The 24,944-nt window shown below is 41.3% G+C and carries 19 protein-coding genes; 12 read left to right on the top strand and 7 right to left on the bottom strand.

From position 1 onward, the window contains the following. The first annotated feature begins 1 nt into the window (after position 1). Positions 2-1,246 carry a diguanylate cyclase gene (locus tag ABJV04_RS14320; RefSeq protein ID WP_348492238.1) on the top strand — a complete coding sequence of 415 codons (1,245 nt, stop codon included), beginning with the start codon at positions 2-4 and terminating at the stop codon, positions 1,244-1,246. A 15-nt stretch (positions 1,247-1,261) separates the two neighbouring features. Here the strand turns inward: ABJV04_RS14320 and rarD are convergent, their stop codons facing one another. Continuing rightward, positions 1,262-2,161, bottom strand: coding sequence for an EamA family transporter RarD (gene rarD / locus ABJV04_RS14315; protein ID WP_348492237.1), 900 nt, complete (start codon positions 2,159-2,161; stop codon positions 1,262-1,264). Between the two features lie 149 nt (positions 2,162-2,310). Continuing rightward, positions 2,311-2,766, bottom strand: a complete 456-nt coding sequence (locus ABJV04_RS14310; protein ID WP_348492236.1) for a DUF3010 family protein — start codon at positions 2,764-2,766, stop codon at positions 2,311-2,313. A 385-nt stretch (positions 2,767-3,151) separates the two neighbouring features. Between ABJV04_RS14310 and ABJV04_RS14305 the strand changes: the two genes are divergently transcribed. From ABJV04_RS14305 to ABJV04_RS14290, 4 genes are all read left to right on the top strand, one after another. Next, positions 3,152-3,526 carry a hypothetical protein gene (locus ABJV04_RS14305; protein ID WP_348492235.1) on the top strand — a complete coding sequence of 125 codons (375 nt, stop codon included), beginning with the start codon at positions 3,152-3,154 and terminating at the stop codon, positions 3,524-3,526. 5 nt (positions 3,527-3,531) lie between these two features. Further along, positions 3,532-4,863 carry an AarF/ABC1/UbiB kinase family protein gene (locus tag ABJV04_RS14300; protein WP_348492234.1) on the top strand — a complete coding sequence of 444 codons (1,332 nt, stop codon included), beginning with the start codon at positions 3,532-3,534 and terminating at the stop codon, positions 4,861-4,863. A gap of 30 nt (positions 4,864-4,893) precedes the next feature. Beyond that, positions 4,894-5,937: a mechanosensitive ion channel domain-containing protein gene (locus ABJV04_RS14295; protein WP_348492233.1), complete on the top strand. Its 1,044-nt coding sequence runs from the start codon at positions 4,894-4,896 to the stop codon at positions 5,935-5,937. Between the two features lie 218 nt (positions 5,938-6,155). Then, positions 6,156-7,148, top strand: coding sequence for a transposase (locus ABJV04_RS14290; protein WP_348492232.1), 993 nt, complete (start codon positions 6,156-6,158; stop codon positions 7,146-7,148). A gap of 324 nt (positions 7,149-7,472) precedes the next feature. Here ABJV04_RS14290 and ABJV04_RS14285 read toward each other — a convergent pair whose 3' ends face one another. Beyond that, the gene (locus ABJV04_RS14285; protein WP_348492231.1) at positions 7,473-7,961 is read right to left on the bottom strand and encodes a thioesterase family protein; all 489 of its coding nucleotides are present in this window, start codon (positions 7,959-7,961) and stop codon (positions 7,473-7,475) included. Positions 7,962-8,076: 115 nt separating this feature from the next. Between ABJV04_RS14285 and recQ the strand changes: the two genes are divergently transcribed. Continuing rightward, entirely contained in the window at positions 8,077-9,906 is a 1,830-nt protein-coding gene (recQ, locus tag ABJV04_RS14280; protein WP_348492230.1) for a DNA helicase RecQ, read from the top strand. A gap of 17 nt (positions 9,907-9,923) precedes the next feature. On the opposite strand, the gene ABJV04_RS14275 is transcribed toward recQ, so the two are convergent. Then, positions 9,924-10,586, bottom strand: coding sequence for a glutathione S-transferase (locus ABJV04_RS14275; RefSeq protein ID WP_348492229.1), 663 nt, complete (start codon positions 10,584-10,586; stop codon positions 9,924-9,926). Positions 10,587-10,710: 124 nt separating this feature from the next. Next, positions 10,711-11,031 (bottom strand): cytochrome c, encoded by a 321-nt coding sequence (locus tag ABJV04_RS14270; protein WP_348492228.1) that lies wholly within the window; start codon positions 11,029-11,031, stop codon positions 10,711-10,713. A 119-nt stretch (positions 11,032-11,150) separates the two neighbouring features. Between ABJV04_RS14270 and ABJV04_RS14265 the strand changes: the two genes are divergently transcribed. From ABJV04_RS14265 to ribA, 4 genes are all read left to right on the top strand, one after another. Next, entirely contained in the window at positions 11,151-12,587 is a 1,437-nt protein-coding gene (locus tag ABJV04_RS14265; RefSeq protein WP_348492226.1) for a protein adenylyltransferase SelO, read from the top strand. After that, positions 12,575-12,877 carry a DUF3630 family protein gene (locus ABJV04_RS14260; RefSeq protein WP_348492225.1) on the top strand — a complete coding sequence of 101 codons (303 nt, stop codon included), beginning with the start codon at positions 12,575-12,577 and terminating at the stop codon, positions 12,875-12,877. The genes ABJV04_RS14265 and ABJV04_RS14260 overlap by 13 nt, the downstream gene beginning before the upstream one ends. 81 nt (positions 12,878-12,958) lie before the next feature. Next, on the top strand, positions 12,959-15,820 hold the full coding sequence (locus tag ABJV04_RS14255; RefSeq protein WP_348492224.1) for an EAL domain-containing protein: 2,862 nt from the start codon (positions 12,959-12,961) through the stop codon (positions 15,818-15,820). Positions 15,821-15,891: 71 nt separating this feature from the next. Continuing rightward, positions 15,892-16,530 carry a GTP cyclohydrolase II gene (gene ribA, locus ABJV04_RS14250; protein ID WP_348492223.1) on the top strand — a complete coding sequence of 213 codons (639 nt, stop codon included), beginning with the start codon at positions 15,892-15,894 and terminating at the stop codon, positions 16,528-16,530. Between the two features lie 130 nt (positions 16,531-16,660). Here the strand turns inward: ribA and ABJV04_RS14245 are convergent, their stop codons facing one another. Both ABJV04_RS14245 and ABJV04_RS14240 read right to left on the bottom strand, forming a co-directional pair. After that, positions 16,661-19,828, bottom strand: coding sequence for a multidrug efflux RND transporter permease subunit (locus tag ABJV04_RS14245; protein WP_348492221.1), 3,168 nt, complete (start codon positions 19,826-19,828; stop codon positions 16,661-16,663). Positions 19,829-19,843: 15 nt separating this feature from the next. Continuing rightward, positions 19,844-20,950 carry an efflux RND transporter periplasmic adaptor subunit gene (locus ABJV04_RS14240; protein ID WP_348492220.1) on the bottom strand — a complete coding sequence of 369 codons (1,107 nt, stop codon included), beginning with the start codon at positions 20,948-20,950 and terminating at the stop codon, positions 19,844-19,846. A 329-nt stretch (positions 20,951-21,279) separates the two neighbouring features. Between ABJV04_RS14240 and ABJV04_RS14235 the strand changes: the two genes are divergently transcribed. Both ABJV04_RS14235 and ABJV04_RS14230 read left to right on the top strand, forming a co-directional pair. Then, positions 21,280-22,743: a DUF3300 domain-containing protein gene (locus ABJV04_RS14235; protein WP_348492219.1), complete on the top strand. Its 1,464-nt coding sequence runs from the start codon at positions 21,280-21,282 to the stop codon at positions 22,741-22,743. A 407-nt stretch (positions 22,744-23,150) separates the two neighbouring features. Further along, the gene (locus ABJV04_RS14230) at positions 23,151-24,794 is read left to right on the top strand and encodes a response regulator (RefSeq protein ID WP_348492218.1); all 1,644 of its coding nucleotides are present in this window, start codon (positions 23,151-23,153) and stop codon (positions 24,792-24,794) included. The last annotated feature ends 150 nt before the right edge of the window (positions 24,795-24,944 follow it).

Here is a 24,944-nt window from a genome sequence, read left to right as displayed (position 1 = left end):
AATGAGATTTAAAGTTCTATTAATAGAAGATGATGAGTCGAGTGTGCGCGTGCTTAAGCGTGTCATTGGCAAAGCCAACTTGGATGTGGTGTTAGCCAACACGTTAGCTCAGGCAAAGATTATTTTTGAAACCACATCTCCAGAGCTGTACCTATGTGCAGTTGTCGGATATTCACTTCCCGACGCTCCCCATGGGCAAGCAATTAACTTCACAATTAATGCGTTTATTCCAACCATCGTTATCACCAGCGAGGTAGAAGAAGACATACGTGAGAATATTTTGGCAAAGTCTATTGTTGATTATATTCCAAAACAAAACGCACAAATGTTCGAATACCTCAACCGACTACTAGTCAGATTGGAAAAAAATAAACAAATTGGCGTGTTAGTGGTGGATAAATCCAGACACAACCGAGGAATACTATCATCCTTGTTAGGACGCCATAACTTCATCACTTTTGATACCTCCAGCGCAGCACAAGCCCTCGACTTATTACAAAGACACCCACTTATCAAACTGATGTTAGTTGAAGAAGAGTTAGCCGACACAAAAGGGCTGGAACTAGTTTCTGAAGCCAGAAAACTCTACGACAAAGACCAGTTAAGCATTATTGGATTATCGACCAACACTCACTCCTCACTATTAGCCCAATTCATCAAAAGTGGTGCTAACGATTTTCTACGCAAACCCTATTGCCACGAGGAGTTCTTTTGCAGAATAGTGCAAAACGTTGAGCACATAGAGCAAATCGAAGCCATTCGACGCGCTGCCAACTCTGATTATTTGACAGGACTGCCCAATCGACGGCATTTCTTCAATAAGGTTAACCATACCATCCATCGTGGACAGGCACCTATGTCACTGGCGTTGATCGACTTAGACAACTTTAAGTTAATTAATGATTCGTTTGGTCATGACTATGGAGATGTGGTGTTAAAAGAGGTGTCGAAAATGATTATTCGGCATTTTTCGTCTTTCCATTATTCGCGCTTCGGGGGAGAAGAGTTTTGTATTTTTATGGCCCAAACTGGACAATCTGAAGCAATAGAACTGCTCAATTCGTTCCGCCATGAGATAAGTCAAAAAGTCATAAAAAGCAAAGGGATAAGTCATTCGTGCACGTTGAGTATTGGCGTCACAAGCCGTGCCAGTAAAAAGATCGAATCGATGTTAAGCATTGCAGATGAACATCTTTATAATGCTAAAGCACAGGGACGCAATAGAGTGATTGGCGACCCTGCGTAAAAAATACTGTAGCAGTTAAACTCCCAATGACTTCAACGACTTTCGATATGCACGATAAGAATCAAAGCTAAAAATCATCAACGCTAACCACACAAAGCCAAACGTCACTAAACGAGCTTCATGTAATGGCTCGCCGAATAAATAGACAGCCAAGATGAACATAATACTTGGTCCGATATACTGGAAAAAGCCTAACGTTGAATAACGTATCCGGCGAGCGGCACCTGTAAAACATAACAATGGGGCTGTGGTAATAATTCCTGCACCAATTAACAAGACATTTAAATCCATTTCATTGCTGAACATATTGCTCATTTGTGACGCAAAGAATACCCAGTAGACAATGGCAAATGGCAGCATCATCATGGTTTCAATTAATAAGCCGGGCAGAGAATCCACAGCAACTTGTTTACGCAAAAGCCCATAAACACCGAAGCTGGATGCCAAAAGTAAGGCAATCCAAGGCAACTCGCCATAGGAAAACAGCAGAATTAACACTCCAATGAGTGCAATGGCCACAGCAACTTTTTGCATTCGTCGTAGTCGCTCACCAAGAAATATACGGCCTAGGAAAACATTGAGCAAAGGATTGATATAGTAGCCTAAACTCGCATCCAGTAAGTGGTCATTGTTAACGGCCCAAATAAATAACAACCAATTACCTGCCAACAATAATCCGGATATTAGTAAAATTTTGATGACTCTTGGGTTCTTTAACGCAGATTGCACCTTGCCTAATTGTTTAAAGCCCAAGACCAAAATCATTAAAAGTAAGGCTGACCATATTACTCTGTGCACCAGTATTTCCGGGGCAGGCATGATCATTAGCAGTTTGAAATATAACGGAGCAAAACCCCACATCGCATAAGCGGCAACGGCCAGAACGACGCCAACTTTTAAAGATTTATCAGACATGAAATGACAACAACCAGAAAAATGAACTAGAGAAAGATTATTTAATATTGTCTAGCTAAGAGAGAATTTTGTAATCCTCTCTATACCTATTGCATATTAACTTTTGTGGTATGCTTAAACGCAATGATGAGTGCAAGTATCCAAAGGCACTAAGCCGGTGGTTGCTGCTCCATTCCGTATTTTTCTTTCATTAAGTAGGCAAAAGCAGTGGTAAATGCCACTTCTTGAAACATTTTCAAGCCAGTTTCTGAAAAAAGCACCGGAATAGGATTGCGCTTTATAATTTCTTTAATAAATGTTGGCGTTAAAACCTCAACCTTTAATTCTTCAATTAATTGAATTGCCGCTTCCATTTTAAAGCCCGTAGCGCTGCCAGCGAACTTGCCTTTAGTGGGGCGCTCGCGAATGACTACTGCATCAATTTTGTAGTCTTCCATCAATTTTTTGAAGGCAAACTGGAATTCACGCACGTCTGCGGTTGAATCTTGTTTAGAATAGGTTAATTTGCGCGCACGGCAATCTGGAATATGAAACACTTCATTTTCCAAAGACAACAAACATAGATTAGCTTCACTACCTTTAAGTTCTACACCGCAAATTCTCATAACTTCTCCTAAACAATACACTTTTCATAATTATACCTCATGTTTCACCAAGTTATTGCAACTAAATCTCAGACAATTCGAATCCCTTTGCTGACTTTCTCACCAATTTGTTCTATTTTGATTCCATATATTGGACAGGCACCATTAAATACTAGGATTAGATCTTGGACAGGCACTCAATTTTCATTCGATTTTGATCTTGAGTAGTTTACTTTTGGACAGGCATGTTTGAAGTTTACTTTTGGACAGGCATGTTTGTTGTCTTTCTCTTTTTAAAATTTTAAGACAGGCATAGTTTTCAGGTTTTAATAAATCAGTTAATGGCAGGTGCCTGCCTAACAATCACTACCAGCAGACTTATATTGTTAAATTACAAGGATTTATTATGCTTCGATTAACTACATTAATAACACTTTCATTGACTATGATGTCTTCGCTAACTTTCGCAGAAAACATTGAAGAAGCTTCCATACGTTTATGTGATCACATTAAAGTTTGTGTGACTGAGCAGATAAGTACAACAGATGAGATCCCTCCTGAAATGCGAGCGATGATAGATGGCATGGTCGATAATATGTGTAAAAGCATAATGGACACGAACGCCGTAACAGGTAATGCAGAGTTTGAAGAATCAGCTATCGCATGTGTAGATTCAATAACGAACCTAAGCTGCAAAGACGTCGAGAGTGCGGGGCAGACTCCGGCCTGTTTAGCATTTGAAAAAGAATTTTCTGAACGCTACCCTAACCTTAAAAACTAAATATAATGACCAAAAAAACGTCTTCAAACGAGGCGAAAATACCCAAAGGTCGGGCTTCTCGTTTTGCAAAAATGGGAAGTTTAGCTTCTCGTATCGCAGGTAACATGATTTCAGAGGGTGTTTCTGAACTTGCTAAAGGCAACCGACCAAAAGTAAAAGATTTACTTCTTACCCCCAAAAATATGAAACGGGTAGCCGACCAACTCGCGCAAATGCGCGGAGCAGCCATGAAAGTGGGACAGCTAATTTCAATGGATGCTGGTGATGTATTACCTAAAGAGTTAACCGATTTGTTGGCTCGATTACGCTCAGATGCCAAATCTATGCCTCAAGCTGAGTTAATGGCTGTCTTAGAGTGTCATTGGGGAAGTGACTGGCAATCAAAATTTATACAGTTTCAGTTAAAACCCATAGCATCAGCTTCTATTGGTCAGGTACACAAAGCAATAGACAGCGATTTGCGTCGTTTAGCCGTCAAGGTTCAGTATCCGGGAATCAAAGAAAGCATCAACAGCGATGTAGACAATGTCGCGAGTTTAATAAAAATATCAGGCCTTTTACCAAAAGGTGTAGATACCCGACCACTTTTATCTGAAGCCAAGGCGCAGCTGCATGAAGAAGCAAATTACACGTTAGAAGGACAACGTTTAGAGCGGTATGCCACATTGATTGAGGGCGACAGTAGATTTCTGATCCCTCGTTGGATACCTGAATTAAGCAGCGACTCGGTCCTAACCATGACCTTTTTAGATGGCGAACCAATCGAAAGTCTATGTGAAGCAAATCAAACTCTACGAAATAAAATTGCTACCGATCTCTTTTCATTGTTCTTTAAAGAATTGTTTGAATTTCAACTAATTCAAACCGACCCCAATTTTGCAAACTTTTTGTATGACAGCCAAGAAGAAAAAATTGTTTTGTTGGATTTTGGAGCAACTAGGGAATACAAGAAGTCAATGGCCCAAGCTTATCTAAATTTAATGCAGGCCGGTTTCCACAAAGATAAAAAGGGCATTGAAAATAACGCATTAGAACTGGGCTTGATGTCAGCTAATTTGTCAGAAAAAACGCGAATTGATATAACTGAAATGTGTTACTTATCATGCGAACCACTTTATTTAGAGGGTGCTTACGACTTTTCGAAAAGTGACCTATTAGAAAGGTTACGAGTAATTGGCACACAAATGAGTTTAGACAAAAGCTATGTGCATACACCTCCTGTAGATACTATCTTTCTACATCGAAAGCTTGGGGGCTTGTTTTTGTTAGCGATGAAACTCAAAGCAAAGGTAGATTTGCACTCAATGTTTAAACCTTATTTAGATTATAAAATCTAACTCAGCTCTATTATTAAACTGGAATACTTTATGTTTTCAACAGATTCTTTGTTAGCACAAACACTCTCTTTTATGCCACTTTTAGTCACTCTCTTAACTGTAGCAATAGTACTTTGGATAGCTAACTACTTATTAATAGTTAAACAGGCTGATGCAGGTAGTGAAAAGCTTTTTTCCCGGCAGCTAATAATGCTCGCGTTAACCCTAATAGCATTATTGGCAACCGTATTTGCTTTGCCCGTTAGTGAAAGTTCTCGAAATCAAATCATTGGTTTAATTGGATTAGTCATCTCGGGAATATTTGCCTTTTCTTCAAGCACAATTTTTGCCAATTTATTAGCTGGAATAATGCTAAGAATGACCAAGCCGTTTAAAACAGGTGACTTTGTTCAAGTAGGTGATTTCTTTGGAAGAGTTGTTGAGCGCGGACTTTTAGATACGGAAGTTCAGACAGAAGTTAGAGATTTAGTCGCTTTACCTAATACATTCATGATCACTAACCCCATCACAGTTACCCGCACATCTGGAACTATCATTTCAACTAGCTTATCCCTTGGGTACGATATTCATAATTCAAAAATTGAACCATTGTTAATTCAGGCTGCAACAAATTGCGAACTATCCGATCCTTTTGTGCATATTGTTGAATTGGGCGACTTTTCAGTCACCTATAAAATTAGTGGAAAGTTAGAAGAAGTTAAAAGTCTTATCAGTTCAAGAACTCGCTTGAATCGTGAGGTTTTGAACGTCCTTCATGAGAATGCCATTGAAATCATGTCGCCCAGCTTTATGAACCAACGTAAAATACCTGACGAGATCAAAATCATTCCGCCAAAACAACAAGTTAGCAACGAAGCCAATAATTCAACAGTAGATCAAGTAATCTTCGATAAAGCAGAAGAGGCAGAGCAAAAAGAACAGCTTTTGGAGCATTTAAAAGCTCAATTGATTGAGCTAAACGAACAACTAAAACTAGCTGAAGACAGCCAAAAAGACTCCCTCAAATCTCAAATCCAAGATCTAACCCAGAAAATTAAATCCTTTAACCATACCGAAGATGAAAACAATAGCTGATATTCAACCCGCAGTTTCTTTACCTAAATTTCATATAATTTCATTTAAACTTTATATTGGACAGGCATGTTAATTTCATATTGGACAGGCACATATTACCCCACGAAATTCAGCTAAATTTAAATTGAGACAGTCATTAAAACTAGACCTAAACTAGACTGGTGTTTATTGCACATAGGGCTATGCTTCAAACCAATATAAAGAGTTTAGAGATTTATATGCCACAGCCCAGGAAGCATCAAATTAGCTTAGCAGATACTCCATATTACCATTGCGTATCCCGCTGCGTTCGCCGCGCATTTCTGTGCGGTGAAGATAAGTATTCAGGTAAAAGTTACGAACATCGTCGGCAATGGGTAGAGGATAGGTTACTTCTGCTAGCCTCTGTTTTTTGCATTGATGTCTGTGCTTATGCAGTGATGAGTAACCACGTCCACGTGGTTTTACACGTAAATAAAATTCAAGCGTTAAACTTGTCGGATTATGACGTTATAGAGCGTTGGCAGAAAATTCATAAACCAACTGAACTAGTCCAACAACTTTTTACAAACCAGAATTGGCACACGCTACCTGAAAATCAGCAGGAACCCGTTACTAACGCTATATCCACCTATCGAAAACGGTTATACGATATTAGTTGGTTTATGCGTGAGTTAAATGAACCTATTGCAAGACAAGCGAATCAAGAGGATGACTGCACTGGACATTTTTGGGAAGGACGGTTTAAATCCCAAGCACTATTAGACGAGAAAGCTTTAGCAGCTTGCCTAGTTTACGTCGATTTGAATCCAATTCGTACGCAAATAGCCTCCTCACCTGAATCGTCAATGCATACAAGTATTAAAAAACGATTGAATGCATTCCAAAAGGGCTATCAACCACCATCATTAATGCCTTTTAAACAAGGCCCTTCACTAAAACAGCATAATCAATTACCGTTTACTTTAGTGGATTATATGCAACTTATTCATTTTAGCGCTCAAAGGTTTAGGCGTTGTGCAAAAAACAAAATAGTGCCACCAACAATTGTCAAAACATTTGGAAAGAGTGAAAGCGCATGGTTAGAACTTATTTATAATTTTGAAGATGTTTTTGGTGTTGCCGCTGGTGAGTCTGAATCTATGGAACGTTTTAGGCAAAATACAGGACGAGCCTGGCTAAAAAGCACAAGAACAATCCGCCCACTATCTTTGGTTGCTAACCCCGTTTAAATCCACGTAGACACACTTAGCTCATTTCTGGCCAACTTAATTTGCTAAAAAGCACCCAATTCAACAACATTGAAGCCCAATTATCGTCTATAACGAGAAATACACTTTCCACTAAGTTACATCACTGCGTTTTAAATCGAATTAATACTTTAACTACCTTGACTGTCTTGTTCTTGGCCTCACTCTTAACCTTTTTGACTCTTTTTCTGACGTAATTATCAATGACTGTCTTAAAAAGGCCAATGCAGGTCCGATTACACACAGAATTTTATGCCTGTCCTAATGTGTGTGCGCAGATTATTATGCCTGTCTTGTTGTGTAACTTTAACCAACCATATAAGTGGCTGTCCCAAAGGCGATGTGAGTGCCTGTCTCATTGTGTAGCTCCATTCGGCACACTGCGACTTTCCTGCCTTTGCGGATCACCTCTGCGGTCGCGATAAACTCATTTCCCTTGCCTGGCCGTAAATAATCGACGCGCATGTCGATGGTGCCCACGTTTGAGAAGTTACGTTGAAATTCTTCAACACTAATCTCTTCGATACCTTTAATCGAGTGTAAAATAGCTGTTACTCCACCCACGGTATCCAAAATTGAGGCTGTCACCCCGCCATGTAAAATTTTGTGGAATGGGTTGCCCATCAATTTATCACTCCAAGGCATCCTAATTTCGACTTTATCAGCACTTAATTTGTCGATTTTTATTCCCAGAAGCTGATTAAAAGGCATTTGCTCACTAAACATATTCACCACAATCTCAGCCAACGCTTCTGAATTTAAAAGTACAGTTGTATCCGTGTTATTTTGTGTCATATTAAAACCCATTAATATTTGCTGTATATAGCGTATACCCCAAGGGTCTTTTTAAGTAAAATCATCAATACTGATTCCATTTCAACACCATTTTTAATACGTACGAGGAAATTACTTGTCAACCGCCACCAGCGAGCCCCTTTCAAGCAAAGAATCTGAAGCACCTGCAGTCACAGTGCTAAAAGAAGTTTTCGGTTACGACAGCTTTAGAGATGGACAACAACAAATTATCGAACAGGTTTTAGATGGACGTGACGCATTAGTTTTAATGCCAACGGGCGGTGGAAAATCACTTTGTTATCAGGTACCCGCTCTCCTATTGCCAGGATTAACCGTCGTTGTATCCCCACTGATTTCACTCATGAAAGATCAAGTTGATGCCCTAACAGCATCCGGCGTAGCAGCAACCTACATTAACTCCTCAATTCCCAGAGAGCAGTTGTTGAATATATACCGCCAACTACAAGACGGTAAATTTAAACTCTTATACGTAGCCCCAGAAAGACTCATGCAATTGGAGTTTATCCATCGCCTCCATACCCTAAATTTGAGTCTAATCGCAGTCGATGAAGCCCATTGTGTCTCACACTGGGGCCATGATTTCAGACAAGATTACCGGCTGCTCGGCCAATTAAAAAAACACTTTCCAAATACCACAGTCATGGGATTAACAGCCACCGCCGATATCGCCACCAGAGCGGATATCTCCCAGCAGTTGAACTTACATAACCCCTTTGTATTTAGAAGCAGTTTCGATCGCCCCAACATACGTTACAACCTACTGACCAAATACAAACCAGTCGACCAACTCATTCAGTATGTAAAAAGCCAAGAAGGAAGCGGAATTGTTTACTGCAATAGCCGCGCTAAAGTCGACGAACTTAGCTTCAAATTAGCCAAACAAGGTATTAATAGCGCCGGATATCACGCAGGATTAGAGCCAGAGATAAGAGACAAAATCCAACGAGACTTCATCCAAGATAATGTCGATGTGATAGTTGCAACCGTTGCTTTTGGAATGGGGATCAACAAATCTAACGTCCGCTACGTAGTGCATTTCGATTTACCCCGCAGCGTCGAATCATACTACCAAGAAACAGGTCGCGCCGGACGAGACGGCATGCCAGCTGAAGCCTTGTTGTTATACGACGAAAAAGACGCTGCTCGCATACGTCAATGGATTGGCATGGGTGAGAACACCGAACGTCACGACGTTGAACTGCAAAAGTTTGCAGCCATGGAAGCCTTCGCAGATGCACAAACTTGTCGTCGCCAAGTGCTGCTCAATTACTTTTCAGAATATAGTGGCGCCCACTGTAACAACTGCGACATTTGTATCGATCCGCCCAAACGGTTTGATGGCACCATACATGCGCAAAAAGTACTATCCTGTATATTCAGATTGGGCCAAACCGTTACCACCCAATACGTCATTGATGTGTTGCGTGGCAAAAGTCATAAACGAATAGTTGAACAGCAACACGATAAGCTACCAACCCATGGAATTGGCAAAGACCAATCAGAAGCATATTGGCACAATGTAATTAACCAACTCATTCATCAAGGTCTGATTAGAATCGACATTACTCAAAATGCCAACCTAAAACTCACCGAAGCGGCGCGTCCCATCTTAAAATCTGAAGTCCCTGTCACACTAGCGGTTCCTCGTCTTGCACTAGAAACCTCGAAGCGCGATAAAAACGACAAACGCTATTACGACCGAGTGTTATTTGCCAAATTGAAACATCTACGCAAGACCATTGCCGAACAAGACGACGTACCACCTTTTGTGGTGTTTAGTGATGCTAGTCTTGCAGATATGGCGGAGTTTTTACCAGAAAACCCAGCCCAATTTTTACAAATAAGTGGGGTTGGTAACACCAAACTTGAACGATATGGAGAGCGCTTCTTAGCGCAGATAGCTAAACACAACAACGCTACGTAAAGGCTCTCAATTAAGATTTAGGCGTAAGCGTACTCACCGCCTTTTTCCAACGCGCGTTTATAGGCATCTCGTTGGTGGATTTTTTGAACGTAAGCAGCAATAGCAGGATACTGTTTGCCACCACCTCTTGAGAAGCTAGCTTCTAGGGGGAAACTCATCTGAAAGTCTGCTCCTGAAAGCTCATCACCGCTAAACCACAAGTTGTTTTGCAAGTGAGTATCTACATACTCCAAGTTGCTGGTGATTATTGGCATGTAATAACCTTCCATAACCTTATCAGCAATTTTATTAGCAATCATTTTGACGAAAAAAGGTTTCGCATTAGCGCGAACTTTGTCAAAAACCAGCTTAGCGACCATAGGCGGCATCAACGTTCCTTCAGCAAAGTGCAACCAATACTGATACTGCCTAAGCGCTTCAGTGTCCGCCTTAGGCTTCAAGTGAGCGCCATAACGTTCGACTAAGTATTCTATAATCGCCCCCGATTCAGCAACGGTGACGTCACCATCAGTAATAATCGGAGACTTACCTAGAGGGTGAATTAGCTTCAAAGTAGAAGGAGCCAAATTAGTCTGCGCATCACGTTTGTAATGTTTAATTTGGTAGTCTAATTCAAGTTCTTCCAGCAACCATAAAATACGTTGGGAGCGGGAATTATTGAGGTGATGTAAAACGATCATAGGAAATCTCTGTTGGTTAATTTCAGTAGATACGTTAAGTATTTGAAAAAGATCGGAATTGCCGCCAATGCATTGGCAGCCATCAGGAGGCAAGAGCCTCCTGTACTAAAGTAGTACCAGCTAATTATCCTGCTGGGTTCAAACTTGCGAAGTAAGCCGCTAAATCATTAATATCTTCATCACTAAGGCCTTTAGCCATAGGTGCCATTACCATGTTATTACGCTCACCACTGCGGAACGCTTTCATTTGTAGAACTAAATACTGTTCTTTTTGACCTGCCAAATTTGGATACATTGGGATCATAGAAATACCATTTGACCCATGACAAGCTGCACAAGTGGCCGACTTAGCTTTACCTTTTTCTGCGTCACCAGCAAACGCCGGGGCACACAAGGCACTACCAGCAATCAAGGTGGCAAGAAGTGCTACAGGTTTTAAATTCATGTTATTAACCTCACAATAATTAACTAAGGATTTCAAAATCGTTTTTCCGATCAAGGGTATCAAGACAACCCTCTATCAGGATAAACTATACTTTGAATTAATACTAATAAGGCGCAAACGTGCATTTCGATCATACTTACGCACAAAAACTATCCGACATGGTAAGCCAAGTTCGAATTTCACCGCTACTTGAGCCAGAGTTAGCATTGTATAACGAGCAATTAGCGGAAGACATAGAACTTAAGAACGAATTTTCTCAAGCCGATACTCTATTCGCTGCGCTGTTTACACCTGATGGTTGTTTAAATCAGCAGGGAGTCGCTCAAAAGTATGGTGGTCACCAATTTGGGGGCTGGAACCCTGACCTCGGCGACGGGCGAGGAGTTCTATTGGCCGAAGCCGTCACTGAAAAACAACAATCTTGGGATTTGCATTTAAAGGGAGCGGGTAAAACCCCCTACTCACGCTTTGGTGATGGACGAGCAGTGTTAAGGTCGACAATACGCGAGTACCTAGCAAGTGAGGCGTTGCATAATTTAGGCATCCCAACCTCAAGAGCCCTATGCCTTATCTCTAGCAAAGAAATTGTCTATCGCGAGCAACCTGAAACCGGAGCAATGTTAATTAGAGCCTGTCAGAGCCACATTCGATTTGGCCATTTCGAATATTTTTATCAATCTAAACAGCTCGATAAGCTCGACAAACTTTTCAACTACACCCTACAACAACATTACCCGTCGCTTTTAGATCACCAAAATCCCCACTACTCATTGTTGGAACAGATTGTCTTAAGCACAGCAGACTTAATTGCTAAATGGCAAGCCTTCGGATTTTGTCACGGCGTGATGAATACCGATAATATGTCGATCCACGGTATCACTTTTGATTTTGGCCCTTATGCCTTTTTAGACACCTTCGATCCTGATTACATATGCAATCACTCCGACCACAACGGACGTTACGCTTTCGACCAACAACCCGGAGTAGCTTTGTGGAACCTAAATGCGTTAGCCCATGCCTTTACCCCTTACCTATCCATTGAACAAATCAAACAAGCGTTGACCCAGTATGAGCCTCGTTTACAAAGTCAATATGCAGAATTAATGGGACAAAAATTTGGATTCAAAAAAGTTCATAACGATGACATGAGATTAGTCAATCAATGGCTAGAGTTAGTTGCCCAAGACAAGCGTGATTACACCCAAAGTTTCCGTTTATTATGCGATGACAATTTAAATTCACGCAAGCTAGCAGATCACTTCATTGACCGCGACAAAGCGCAACAATGGTATCAAAGTTACTTAACACGGTTAGCAGATGAATCCTTACCCAAAAATGAGCGTTTAGTTACAATGAAAGCCGCAAACCCGAAGTTTATTCTGCGCAACTATTTAGCACAAAATGCTATAGATGCAGCGGAAAAAGGAAGCTTTGAAGAGTGCAAGCGCTTACTTAACGTACTTGCAAAACCATTTGATGAGCAACCTGAATTCGAACGCTACGCGCAAACACCACCAGACTGGGGCCAATCCATGGAAATATCATGCTCAAGCTAGCCCACTATAAATGGCAACGAGAAGACGCTCATATCAACGTTATTTGTGATTCTTTCCCTACTCAGGATGAAGCCATCGAACAGGCAAAAGTTTGGTTACAGAAAATTGAAGCCAGAATTTCTGATATAAGTGAAGGTGCCGACCGAGCGCAAATCCAGTTTGTATCAGAGCAAGATACATTTTTATTTTGTTATGACGGTACTTGTGAGGCATTATGGATTGAAGTTACAGGGTTTGCTGAATTCGATAGTTTAGCTAAACTGTTAACTAAACTAGATGCAATTCAATAATATAGCTTTCGAATCCTAAAATCAGGGCTTCCGTTTTTAGTATTAAGTCTAAGGTAAATATAGTTCAAATGGTTTCTTAACGTGAAATTTGTCAGTCGCCTATGCTTGCTGTTGTTAAGCTTTGTAGGCTTTGGTTTTGCACAACAAACAACTCCCATTCCTACTGTCATTGTTAATGCCGAAGTGGGGCATGTTTCAGTGAACGGCAATACCACGATGATGCGCACACATAAACGCGCTCAACTATCTCAAGTTCAAGCATTCGACGAATGGTCAAATACCTCTGATACAACACCACTGCTGGAAAACCAAGCATTGTGGCAGCGTTTTTCAATTGTTCATCAAGACAGCATCGACCAACAATACATGTTAGTTGTAAGTAATCCGTCTATCGACTACCTAGACGCCTACGTTCTTGATGATAAGGACCGACTTTTAGAAACCTATTTAGTGGGAGCAAAACGCGATTTAGCCACCCGTCCCTATAACCATAGAAATTTTGTTTTACCGGTGTCTTTAAGTGCAAATCAGAGCGTTAATATTTATCTGCGCATCCAAGATGATGGTCCATCGGTTTATACCATTGACCTTTGGACCGACTCAGAATTCATAGCCAAAGAGCAATTTAATTTAGCCTTTATTGGCGTTGTAGGTGGCGCTTTAGCCATCCTATTTTTCTACTTCCTGGTTACCTATATACTGCTAAGAAGCCCTATTCGGTTTTGGTTTTCTGTCACCAATGCCGCTTTGCTACTGTTGTTCTTAAACATTCAGGGCATTGTTAGTCAATTTACTGGTTTAGGAGCCTACACCTCACAAATTAGCAGTGTGACAGTGGCAATTGTTATTTTTGCTGCGGCTAAAGTTTGTCACGCTCTATTAGTGCGCATCCCGTTTTATTGGCGTTATATTTCGTATTTAATGGCAATATCGTTGATTGTAATAGGGCCATTTTTAGATAGTTATTCACAGTTGATTGTTGGCACAGCGTTAACTGCAGCGGCGGTTTTACTTCATCTTCTATTAACCCTGATATACCACGATAGGAAACAAGCAACACCAAATGGTTTGTATGCCCTAGGTTGGTTAATTATCAGCGCAACACTGATGTCTGAAGTAAGTTATTACTTATCCGGTGAAGCCATAGAAAATGATACCGCACTGATTTTATCCTTAATCGTTATGTCCGGAGTGCTACTTATTGCTGTTGCCATCGAAAGTCATGAAAAAGCACTTTCATTTGCCAGACAAATACAGCAACAAACGGCTATTGAAAATCTCCATCAATTTTATGATCTGTTCCGCAATTCTGCAGAGGGACTTTATACCTCAACACAAGACGGAAAGTTAGTCACTACTAACCCGGCCATGTGCCAATTATTTGGGTACAGTGATGAAACCCAAATGTTGTCGGAAGTCAAAGACACTTCTGTGCTCTATGCGAATCCCCACGAGCGAGATTTGCTAATGGAAGAGATTTTTCAAAACGAAAAAGCCTTAGGTAAAGAAATTAAAGGCATTCGCAGAGACGGCAGCGAATTTTGGTTCTGTATTTCAGTTCAACTCACTGGTAGCGGAAATGAGAAGTACTTTTTCGGATCCATTTTTGATATTACCGAAAAGAAACAATCCAGCATCAGTTTAGAATATTTAGCCACTCATGATTCTTTGACCGGTGTGTATAACCGACGAGAGTTTGAACAAAAATTACGCGACGGTATTCGCCGTTCTAAGCAATTAAAACAAGATCTCACGTTACTCTATATGGATCTTGAGCAATTTAAGATAGTCAATGATACCTGCGGCCACAAAGCCGGAGACGCACTCATTAAACAACTATCCCAAACCTTAAATAATGAGGTGTTGAACAAGGGTTTATTAGCCCGTTTAGGGGGCGACGAATTCGGGGTTATTTTAGAGTCTGAAAATGCTCAAAATGCGGTTGTTATTGCCAACCAACTATTAAATGCAGTCAAAGAATTTAAATTCATTTGGGACAATCGTATTTTTTCCATGGGTATAAGTATTGGCATGGCAAAGTGGCAAGAACATATTGAAACCCCAGAACAACTTATGAGTATGGCAGATGCAGCCTGTTACGTTGCAAAAGAACAAGGTCGTAGTCAAATACATCTTTACTCAAGTGAAGATCTCAAAATGCAGCGCTATGAAACCGAATTAAAATGGGTGTCTCAAATAAACTTAGGATTAGAACAAAATAGATTTCAACTCTACTACCAACATTATTACCCTTTGTCTAAAGTTGCTGATGGGCACCACTATGAAATTCTGCTGCGCATGCTCGATGAAAATGACCAAATAGTGCCACCAGCAGCATTTTTACCGGCAGCCGAACGATACAACCTAACCATTGAAATAGATAAGTGGGTGATTAAAAACACCTTTAAATGGCTGTCTGAAAACCCGCAACATCTTTCACAATTACGTCAGTGCAACATAAATTTAAGTGGCCATTCTCTAGCTGATAACGACCTCAAACGCCATGTAACCAATGCATTCGAACACTATCAAATACCCCACCATAAGATTTGTTTTGAAATTACCGAAAGCATGGCAATTGTTAAAATGGAAGAAACTCTACGATTTATTAATGCGTTTAAAAAATTGGGCTGCACCTTTGCACTAGACGACTTTGGTAGCGGCTTCTCATCTTATAGTTATTTAAAAAACCTGCCGGTTAATTGTCTTAAAATTGACGGTAGCTTTGTTAAAGATTTACTTGTCGATCCCATTGATATGGCCATGGTGGGCTCTATGAAAGATTTGGCCAAAGCCATGTCAATGCATACCGTTGCAGAATTCGTAGAATCAAAAGACGTCATGGTTGAGTTAGGTAAGATGGGCGTTGACTTCGCTCAAGGCTATGGTGTCGCTAAACCGGCCCCCTTAACCCAATTTACTGGCTGTAAAACTATCGACTAAAGGTTGTAATGTACGTAATCGTGCCCATATTGGTGAGTTAATAGGTAATTTACAGTTTTGAAAGGTCAAAAGTGGTGACAGACACGCCAACGAAAAAGTTTGAATTTGTGAGTTCAGCTGCCCTTCCCACCCAATTTGGGTTATTCACTATCCACGGTTTTGTTGAGATTGCAACGCAACAAGAACATGTCGCCCTATCCTACGGGGAGTGGCAAGAAGATGAGACCATTCCTATTCGTATACATTCCGAATGTTTAACCGGTGATGCGCTTTTCAGTACCCGCTGTGATTGCGGCTCTCAATTAGAAAAAGCCTTGCAAAATATAGTGGAGCAAGGAAAAGGGGTTATCCTTTATCTCCGTCAAGAAGGACGTGGAATTGGCTTGTTAAATAAAATTCGCGCTTATAAGCTACAAGATAGTGGGCTCGACACTGTAGAAGCCAATGAACATTTAGGTTTCGACGCAGATTTGCGAGACTATTCAATCTGCAGGTTAATGCTTGATACCCTAAGTGTGAAGAATGTTGCCTTGATGACCAACAACCCTAAAAAACAAGCCGCGTTATCAGAAATGGGCATCAACGTGGTTTCCAGAACCCCCATTGATCACGGTTTAACCGAAGATAATAGACGCTACCTGCGCACCAAAACCGAAAAGCTGGGACATCAGTTCGACTTGCATTTACTAAATAATGGTCCCAATAAATAGCGAGACTCTATTCCAATAACAATCAAGGCTAGAGAGTAGCTACTCACTGCTTCCTCAATGTCCTACGAGGGGTAAACAAAAAAAGAGACCTAAGTCTCTTTTTTCACATCTAAACAGCGTTTACCGCACATTAATGATGGATTTGCACACCTGGCACACAACCATTCTCATCGAGTTTCTGGCGTTTAACCAGCATCGATAACTTACGACATAAAATATAGAAAACCGGCGTAAAAATAAGCCCGAAGAATAACACGCCGAGCATACCGCTAAACACCGCCACTCCCAGAGCCTGACGCATTTCAGCTCCAGCACCAGTAGCAATCACCAACGGCACCACTCCCAATATAAAGGCAAATGACGTCATTAATATTGGACGCAATCTTAAGGTTGCAGCTTCTACTGCCGCTTTATACAGAGGCACACCGTGTTGTTCTTTATGGCGAGCAAATTCAACAATCAAAATCGCATTTTTACTGGCCAAGCCAATCAATACAATCAACCCAACCTGAGTCAAAATATTATTGTCCATTCCAGCAATATACACACCTGAGATAGCCCCAAGTAGGCACATTGGCACAATCAGAATGACCGACAAAGGTAAGGTCCAACTTTCATACAAGGCGACTAATAATAAAAATACAAAAATAACCGCAAACACAAAAGCTAACAAAGCCGAACTGCCTGCTTGCTTCTGTTGATAAGCAAGCTCTGTCCATTCGTAACCGATACCATCAGGTAAAATTTCCGCCGCTAAGCGCTCCATAGTCGCGATGGCTTCACCGGAACTATAACCAGCTGCCGTATCACCATTTAAATCAGCAGCGGGATACAGATTGTACCTAGGCACTCGCGATGGACCTGAACGATATTCAAACGTTGCCACTGAGCTTAGGGGCACCATATCGCCAGCCTGATTACGCACTCGAATTCGACCAACATCTTCAGCCGATAATCTAAATGGCGCATCTGCCTGAGCAGTAACTCGGAATGTACGTCCTAAGAAGTTAAAATCATTGACAAAAGCACTACCGAGATAGATCTCAAGAGCACTAAAAACATCATTGACCGACACCCCTAAACGCTCAACTCTCTCGCGATCAATATCCGCATATAGCTGAGGCGTATTGGTTTCAAAAAAGCTAAACACTGAGGTAGTAGCAGGTTCCTGATTAGCCGCATTGGCCAATTGCCACATAGACTCTTCTAGAACCGGCAGTCCCAATCCACGCCGATCTTCCAACATCATTTTAAAGCCACCACCATTACCTACACCACGAACAGGCGGCGGCGGGATAACTGCCACATAAGCTTCTTTAATAGTCGATAACTCTTTGCGGGCTTGAGCAACTAATTGGTCAAAGGTGATCCCTTTAGCTGCCCGATATTCAAAAGATTCAAGTGCTGGAAACATAGCTGCCGAATTAGACGCACTAGAGAAAGTTGCACCAGAAAAACCAGCAAAGGCAACGGAGGTTTTAATGCCATCGATTTTCAGCAACTTATCCATTACTTCTTGAACCACACTATCAGTGCGCTCTAACGACGCCCCAGGAGGTAGCTGGACAGCAATAATCAAATACCCCTGATCCTGAGCAGGAATAAACCCTTGGGGGACTTTATTAAAGAAAAAGCCGGTTAAACACATCAATCCTAAATAGACGATAGACATAATCGCCCCAAAACGAATAACCTTGGACACCAACTTACCGTACGCAGAAGATGTACGATCCATGCCACGATTAAACTTATTAGCAAACCACGCAAATGGCCCTGAATTCGATTTTTCACTATGGGGTTTGAATAAAACCGCTGATAAAGCAGGGCTTAGCACCAGCGAGACAAACACAGAAATCATAGTCGCAGCGGCAATGGTAATTCCAAATTGACTATAAAACGTCCCTGAAATCCCCTCTACAAACGCGGTGGGCAAAAATACAGCCACAAGTACCAACCCAATGGCCACCAGCGCACCGCCTACTTCAGTCATGGTTTCTCGTGCAGCTTCACGGGGGCTCATTCCCTCGCCAATCAGGCGCTCCATGTTCTCAACCACCACTATGGCGTCATCTACCACGATACCTATGGCTAACACTAAACCAAATAACGTTAGGTTATTTAACGAGAAACCTAAGGCACTCATAACTGCAAAGGTGCCCACTAATGAAATAGGAATCGCCAGAATCGGAATAATAGCGGCTCGCCAATTTTGTAAGAACACCAATATCACCAGCACCACTAACGCAATAGCTTCGTAAATGGTCACTTCAACGGCATCAATAGATTGGCTAATAAATTGAGTGGGGTTATAAGCAATATCGTAAGTTAGCCCAGGCGGGAAGTCTTCAGACATTTCCACCATGGTCTGTTGGATGGCTGCCGCCGTTTCCAAGGCATTTGAACCTGGACGCTGGAATACTGGCATTGCGATGGCTTTTTTCTGGCCTAAATACCCACGAGTGGCGTAACTCTCCGCTCCTAGTTCGACTCGACCCACATCTTTTAAACGAACAATTCGCCCGTCTGTATTTTTAATAATTACATTTTCAAATTGTTCAGGATCGATTAAACGGCCTTGGGTTTGTACGCTCAATTCAAACGCATTTTGACCCTCAGGTATGGGGGATTTATTTAAAGTACCACTGGCCACCTGAATATTTTGACCTTGTAGCGCAGTTATCACCTCAGACGCCGTCATGCCAATAGAGGAAATCACGTCTGGATCAAGCCAAATCCGCATAGAATATTGGCTCGCCCCAAAGATACGCACCTCTCCCACCCCATTTATGCGGGCAATCTGATCTTTAATTTGTAAGGTGGCATAGTTGGCAATATAAGTTTGGTCATAGGTACTATTAGGTGAAAATAAATTCACCACTAACATCAGATCAGGGGAGTTCTTACGTGTCACTATACCCAATCGTCGGACGGTTTCCGGTAGCCGCGGTTCAGCTATGGCCACCCGATTTTGCACTTGTACCTGAGCGTTATCTAAGTCAGTTCCCAACTTAAAGGTAACTGTGACAGAGACTTGTCCATCCGCTGTTGATTGCGATGACATATACAGCATGTTTTCAATGCCATTAATTTCTTGTTCAAGGGGCGTTGCGACAGTTTTCGCGGCAATCTCTGCATTGGCCCCTGGGTAACTGGCTGATACTTGAATAGTGGGAGGAGCAATCTGCGGATATTGCTCAATGGGCAAGGTGAAATACGCCAACGCCCCAACAATAAGGATAATAATCGCCAATACCGAAGCAAACTTAGGTCTATCGATGAAAAAATGGGAGAACTTCATTTTTGAGTCTCCCGATTAGTAACTGTAAGTTTCATTGATATCTACATCCACCGGAGAGACCGTGGCTCCAGGTCTGGCGCGCATCATGCCATTCACAACAATTTTATCGCCTTGCTCAATGCCTTGTTCAATAATTCGTAGCTCGCGAGTGTGTAACTCACCTAGGGTCACGAAGCGGCGTTCAATTTGATTTTCCTGATTCACCACGTAAACAAATTTGCGGGACTGATCCGTGCCGATAGATTTATCTGGCACAAGCAATACACTTACATTTTGTCGATTAAGCAAACGAATACGGCCAAAAATTCCCGGCACGATAAAACCATCAGCATTTTGTAAAATTGCCCGCCCTTGAATCGTACCGGTACTCTGATCTAACTTGTTATCCACAAAATCCATCACCCCTTCGTGAATGAAAGTATCTTCATCTTGCAGTTTAATTTTTACCGGATTTGGCGTGTCGCGAGAACTGCCTCGTTGGTTACTCTGATCAAGTCGAAGATATTTTAAAAAATCTCGCTCACCTGCATCAAAATAGAAATGAATGGGCGAAATAGATACCACAGTGGTAAGCAAAGTTGCATTGGCAGCAGTGCCGTTAACTAAATTTCCAGCGTTTACAAAATCTCGAGACACTATTCCATCGATGGGCGATTTAACTTCTGTGAACTCCATTTCCAATTTAGCATTTTCATAGGCAGCTTCTGCCATCTCATATTCACTGAGACGTTGGTCGACTTGCTCTTGGGAGATGGAATTCTTTTTGCGCAAATCCAAACCACGTTCTAATTCTTTTTTCGCCAAAGAGAAACGCGACTTAGCGCTTTTTAATGCAATTTCAAAAGGTCGTTGATCAATAACAAACAACACATCCCCTTTGCTGACTGTTTGCCCATCTTTAAAGTTTACTTTGTCTAAGTAACCACTCACTCTAGCGACAATTTCCACTTCTTTAACTGCTTGGAAACGTCCTGTGTATTCATCCCATTGGTCAATCACAGTTTTAATTGGCGAAGCAACATCCACTTCTGGAGTGGGTCGCGCTTGCGGAGCTGGAGCGGGTTCACTGCAAGCAGTTAACAGCATTAGCGAAAATATGACAATGGCATGGCTAAGGCGCATTCTTAGAATCCTTTAATTGGTAAATTCAGCAAATAAGTACCGATATTTGCGACTTGATTATTGGTCAATCAGCAAATCGGCTTTTCAATAAGTATAGGTAATCTCGATTAGAACGAATCAACGGTAAATTTATTGCAGAATAATTTGAAAAATTTCGGAGTGAGAACTAGTTATTCTGCTTGAGATTATAACTTACTACGGGGATTATCAGAAGAAAGATCGATCATGTTTTGTTTTATCTAACTCGATTTAGATGAGATTTTCATTTTTGGTTCAGCTAAGGTTAAGGACAAACATTCTATAAGTATTCTGTAATAAAGGAGAATACTATGAAAAGCAGCACAAAGTACGTTTTAGTGTACTTGGCCTTAATTTCTGTCATCGTGACCTTGGCCATCAATCTTGCACAAGCGCAAGAACCCCAAGACGTGATTGTGATCGAGCAAGACGGCGACACAATCGATGATGACTCGGCACAACAAAGTACTTACTTACTTGATCAAGCAGAACTTGATCAAATGCTAGCCCCGGTCGCATTGTATCCAGATACCGTGTTATCACATGTTTTAGTAGCCTCTACTTATCCACTAGAAGTTGTACAAGCGGCTCGATGGCGAGAAAACAACCAATCTTTATCAGAAGAAGAAGTGATGGAAGCCATCGCTGAAGAAGATTGGGATCCCAGTGTTAAAGCCCTAGTCCCCTTCCATGAATTGTTGCAGCAATTAACTGAAGATCTTAACTGGCTGCAAGACTTAGGTGATGCATTTTTAATTAATGAAGAGCAGGTATTAACTAGCGTTCAGAATTTGCGCCACAAAGCCTATGAACAAGGCAGTTTAGAGAACAGCGAATACATTGAAGTGGTAGAAGAAGACGAGAATATCGTTATTCAGCCTGCTTCCACAGAAATTGTATATGTACCTTATTACGATACGCGCATCGTTTATGGTACTTGGTGGTGGCACGACTACCCTCCGATTTTCTGGCATCGTCCGGCTCATTATTATCGACATGCAGGTTTATATTGGAGCCCAAGAGTATATGTTCGTTACAACTTATTTTGGGGTGCCTTTAACTGGCGCAGTCGTTACATCGTAGTCAATAATCGTCATTCATATGGTTACGGCCGTCGTGATGATGGTGTGCGTAGAGTAAATTCACGTGAATTTCAGCGCTGGCAGCACAACCCTACCCATAGAAGAGGGGTGAGGTATAACGTGCACACGCCTAAGGTGGTTTATCGTCAGCAAAATCGAAATAATAACAAACGGGTGATCAGTACCGGTGGTAAAACTCGCATAGTTGATAAATCAAGACCTGTTCAAGTGCGTAACCACAACAAAACCGTTAAAACCAATAAAAAGGTTGAACAAACGAAACAGCGTTTACAGTCGAACAAAACCAACAAGCATTCGAATATTAAAGATAAATCGAATCAACGTCAGGTATCGGCGCAATCTCGGAATACTGTGGTGCAGCGCTCGCAAAAAGGAACCCAGCAAAAAAGTCAGATTAAGACTAACGCCCAGCGCCAGAGCAATCATGTCACAACCAATAAAAACAGCGCCCAGCGCAAAAACAGCAATGTCTCAAAGGATAAAGTTAATAGTGCTGCCAGTACACGCTCAAACAGCAACAGTAATTCTGTAAAGCGTTACTCAAATAAGCAATCTCAAAGCGTGCAAAAAAGCAGTCGTAATTATTCACCGAATCGTATGAGCAGTAAAAATTCGAGCAATAGAACGATACAAAGACAAAGCAGTAGCAAAGGACAATCAAAAGAGCGCTAAACTAGCTTTCCAAACCCCTTAAGTGAGAAACAAACCTGACTCAGACCACCTTGGCGAGTTAGGTTTGATTGCTTTAGGTCTTAAGTTGCTTGCTAATCCCCACATCTTGAGCAATGATAAAGCTAAGCGGTCATTTTGATCCCTAACGGTGAGATAAATAGAATACGAAACATAAAAGCGGTGAAAGTAAACACTCGAAACCGTTTTAAATGTACAGTAAACATTGCCTTGGACTTTGTTTGGATGAGTGGCAACATAACAGGACTTTTCGCCATTATGTGTCAATTTATCGGGCGATAACCCCCTCCTCAATACCGAGCAAATAATTCGCACATTTGTCTTTGCCCTAAGGATCATGTTGTATTCGACCTTCCACAGAAAAAAAATAAGATGTTGGAAATTAAGAATTGATTGAAATACCCCCGCAAAAACCATTAAGCGCCTTAAATATATTGGTTATTGATGGCCAAGCGTTAGTGCACGATAGCATTAAGTCTGCATTGGCTCAGATAGGTATCCATAATTGTAAAAGCGCTGAAAATGCGTTTTATGCCTTGCGTTTGTGTGAACAAACCAAATTTGATGTAGTACTAATTTCCTTTGATATACGCAGCGATAAAGATGGCTTCAATTTACTTGAAGAGATGCGCCTCAAAGGATATATCACTAAAACCACCATGGTTATTTTCCTAAGCGCTGACACCTCAATGTCACTGGTAAATTGTGTGGTTGAATTGCAGCCTAGCGATTTTTGGGTAAAACCTTTAGATCGTAAAACCATGGAAAAGCGCTTCAAGTACTTATTCGCGATTAAAGAAAAGCTGTATAAATTATCCTATTGCATCGATAAAGCGGAATATCCAACGGCCATTTATTATGCTGAGCGCCAATTAAAAGATGAATCATTAAGTAAGTACTACCCCATGATCAATCGGTTAATCGGCGAGTGTCTAATTAACCTCAAAGAATTTTCCCAAGCAGAAACATTTTATCGAAAACTCGCCCAGCGTTACAAATACGGCTGGGTTCAAGTGAATCTAGCTCGAAGTCTGCTAAAACAAGATAAAATGTCTGAAGCCATCGCCCTTACCGATGAACTGCTAGAACGCGATGACACGCGATTCACAACCTATGACGCATTAGCTGAGTATTACATTGAAAAAGAAGATTACGCCAAAGGCTATGAGATCATTCAAGAAGCCACTAAACTCGCCCCGCGTAATTTGGATAGAAATAAAAAATCATGGAATTTAGCTCGCCTCAATCATGATAAAAAAGGCCAATACATGGCCACCATGAATATGGCCAAGTTTGCTAAAAACTCTATCCATGATACCCCAGATTTAAACCTCAACGTGATCCGTGCAGCCATTGACTTAGCAGGCTCATTAAATGGTGAAGAAGCCACTCGGTTGATTGCCAAAACCGAACGTGACTTGTCTTTTTTCATAAATGAATATGGCCATGACAGTCAGTTAACCGAGCAACTAGCCATTATTAATGCGCGTATGCTCAACCTGAAAAGTGATAAAAAAGCAGCTGAAGAAATCATTAAAGATCACATGGATACAAAAACCGGTAGCTCAGTTGAGGATAGCTTAGATAAAGTAAAAGCATTCCACGAAATGGGCTATTGGGAAGAGTCAATCCGCCTACTGGATTCGGTCAAATCTAAAATAGAAGGTGACAGTTTTGTTGGCCAAGTGATTAATGAGTATTTAGATCAGGAAACAAAAGAGCGCACGGATATTCGCTATTCTCCTAAAGAGCTCGGCGAAATGGCATCCTCTCACTACAAAAACAAGCGCTATGAACCAGCATACGAGTTACTCTCTCAAGCCTTTGTTTTAGCACCTAAGAATCCTAATATGGCATTAAGTATTCTTAAGGTAATGGTTAAATTAATTGATGAAGTGCAATTTGACGAAGATCAGCTTGCCTGTCTACAACGGTGCAAAAACTTGTTAGATTCTATTGCCTTGTCTCCAAACCAGCACAAAAAAATGGATGAATATTTAGCTGTAATCGACCCATTAATTGCCGCTCACTAGCTCATTCATACAAGTGTAGACCCTAATTCACTCTAAAGGTCGACAAAGTGTCGGTATCACACTTCAAACTTGCTAACAGGAGTAAGCTATAGCGCTCCTGTTAGCAGCTGAGGCGCAATGGGCCTAAACCTGTCCTAGCCACATAAAGCA

It is taken from the genome of Aliiglaciecola sp. (assembly GCF_039982535.1).
GTDB lineage: Bacteria > Pseudomonadota > Gammaproteobacteria > Enterobacterales > Alteromonadaceae > Aliiglaciecola.
Note: the sequence above shows the minus strand (reverse complement) of the source record. Positions and strands in the feature narration are given on the sequence as shown.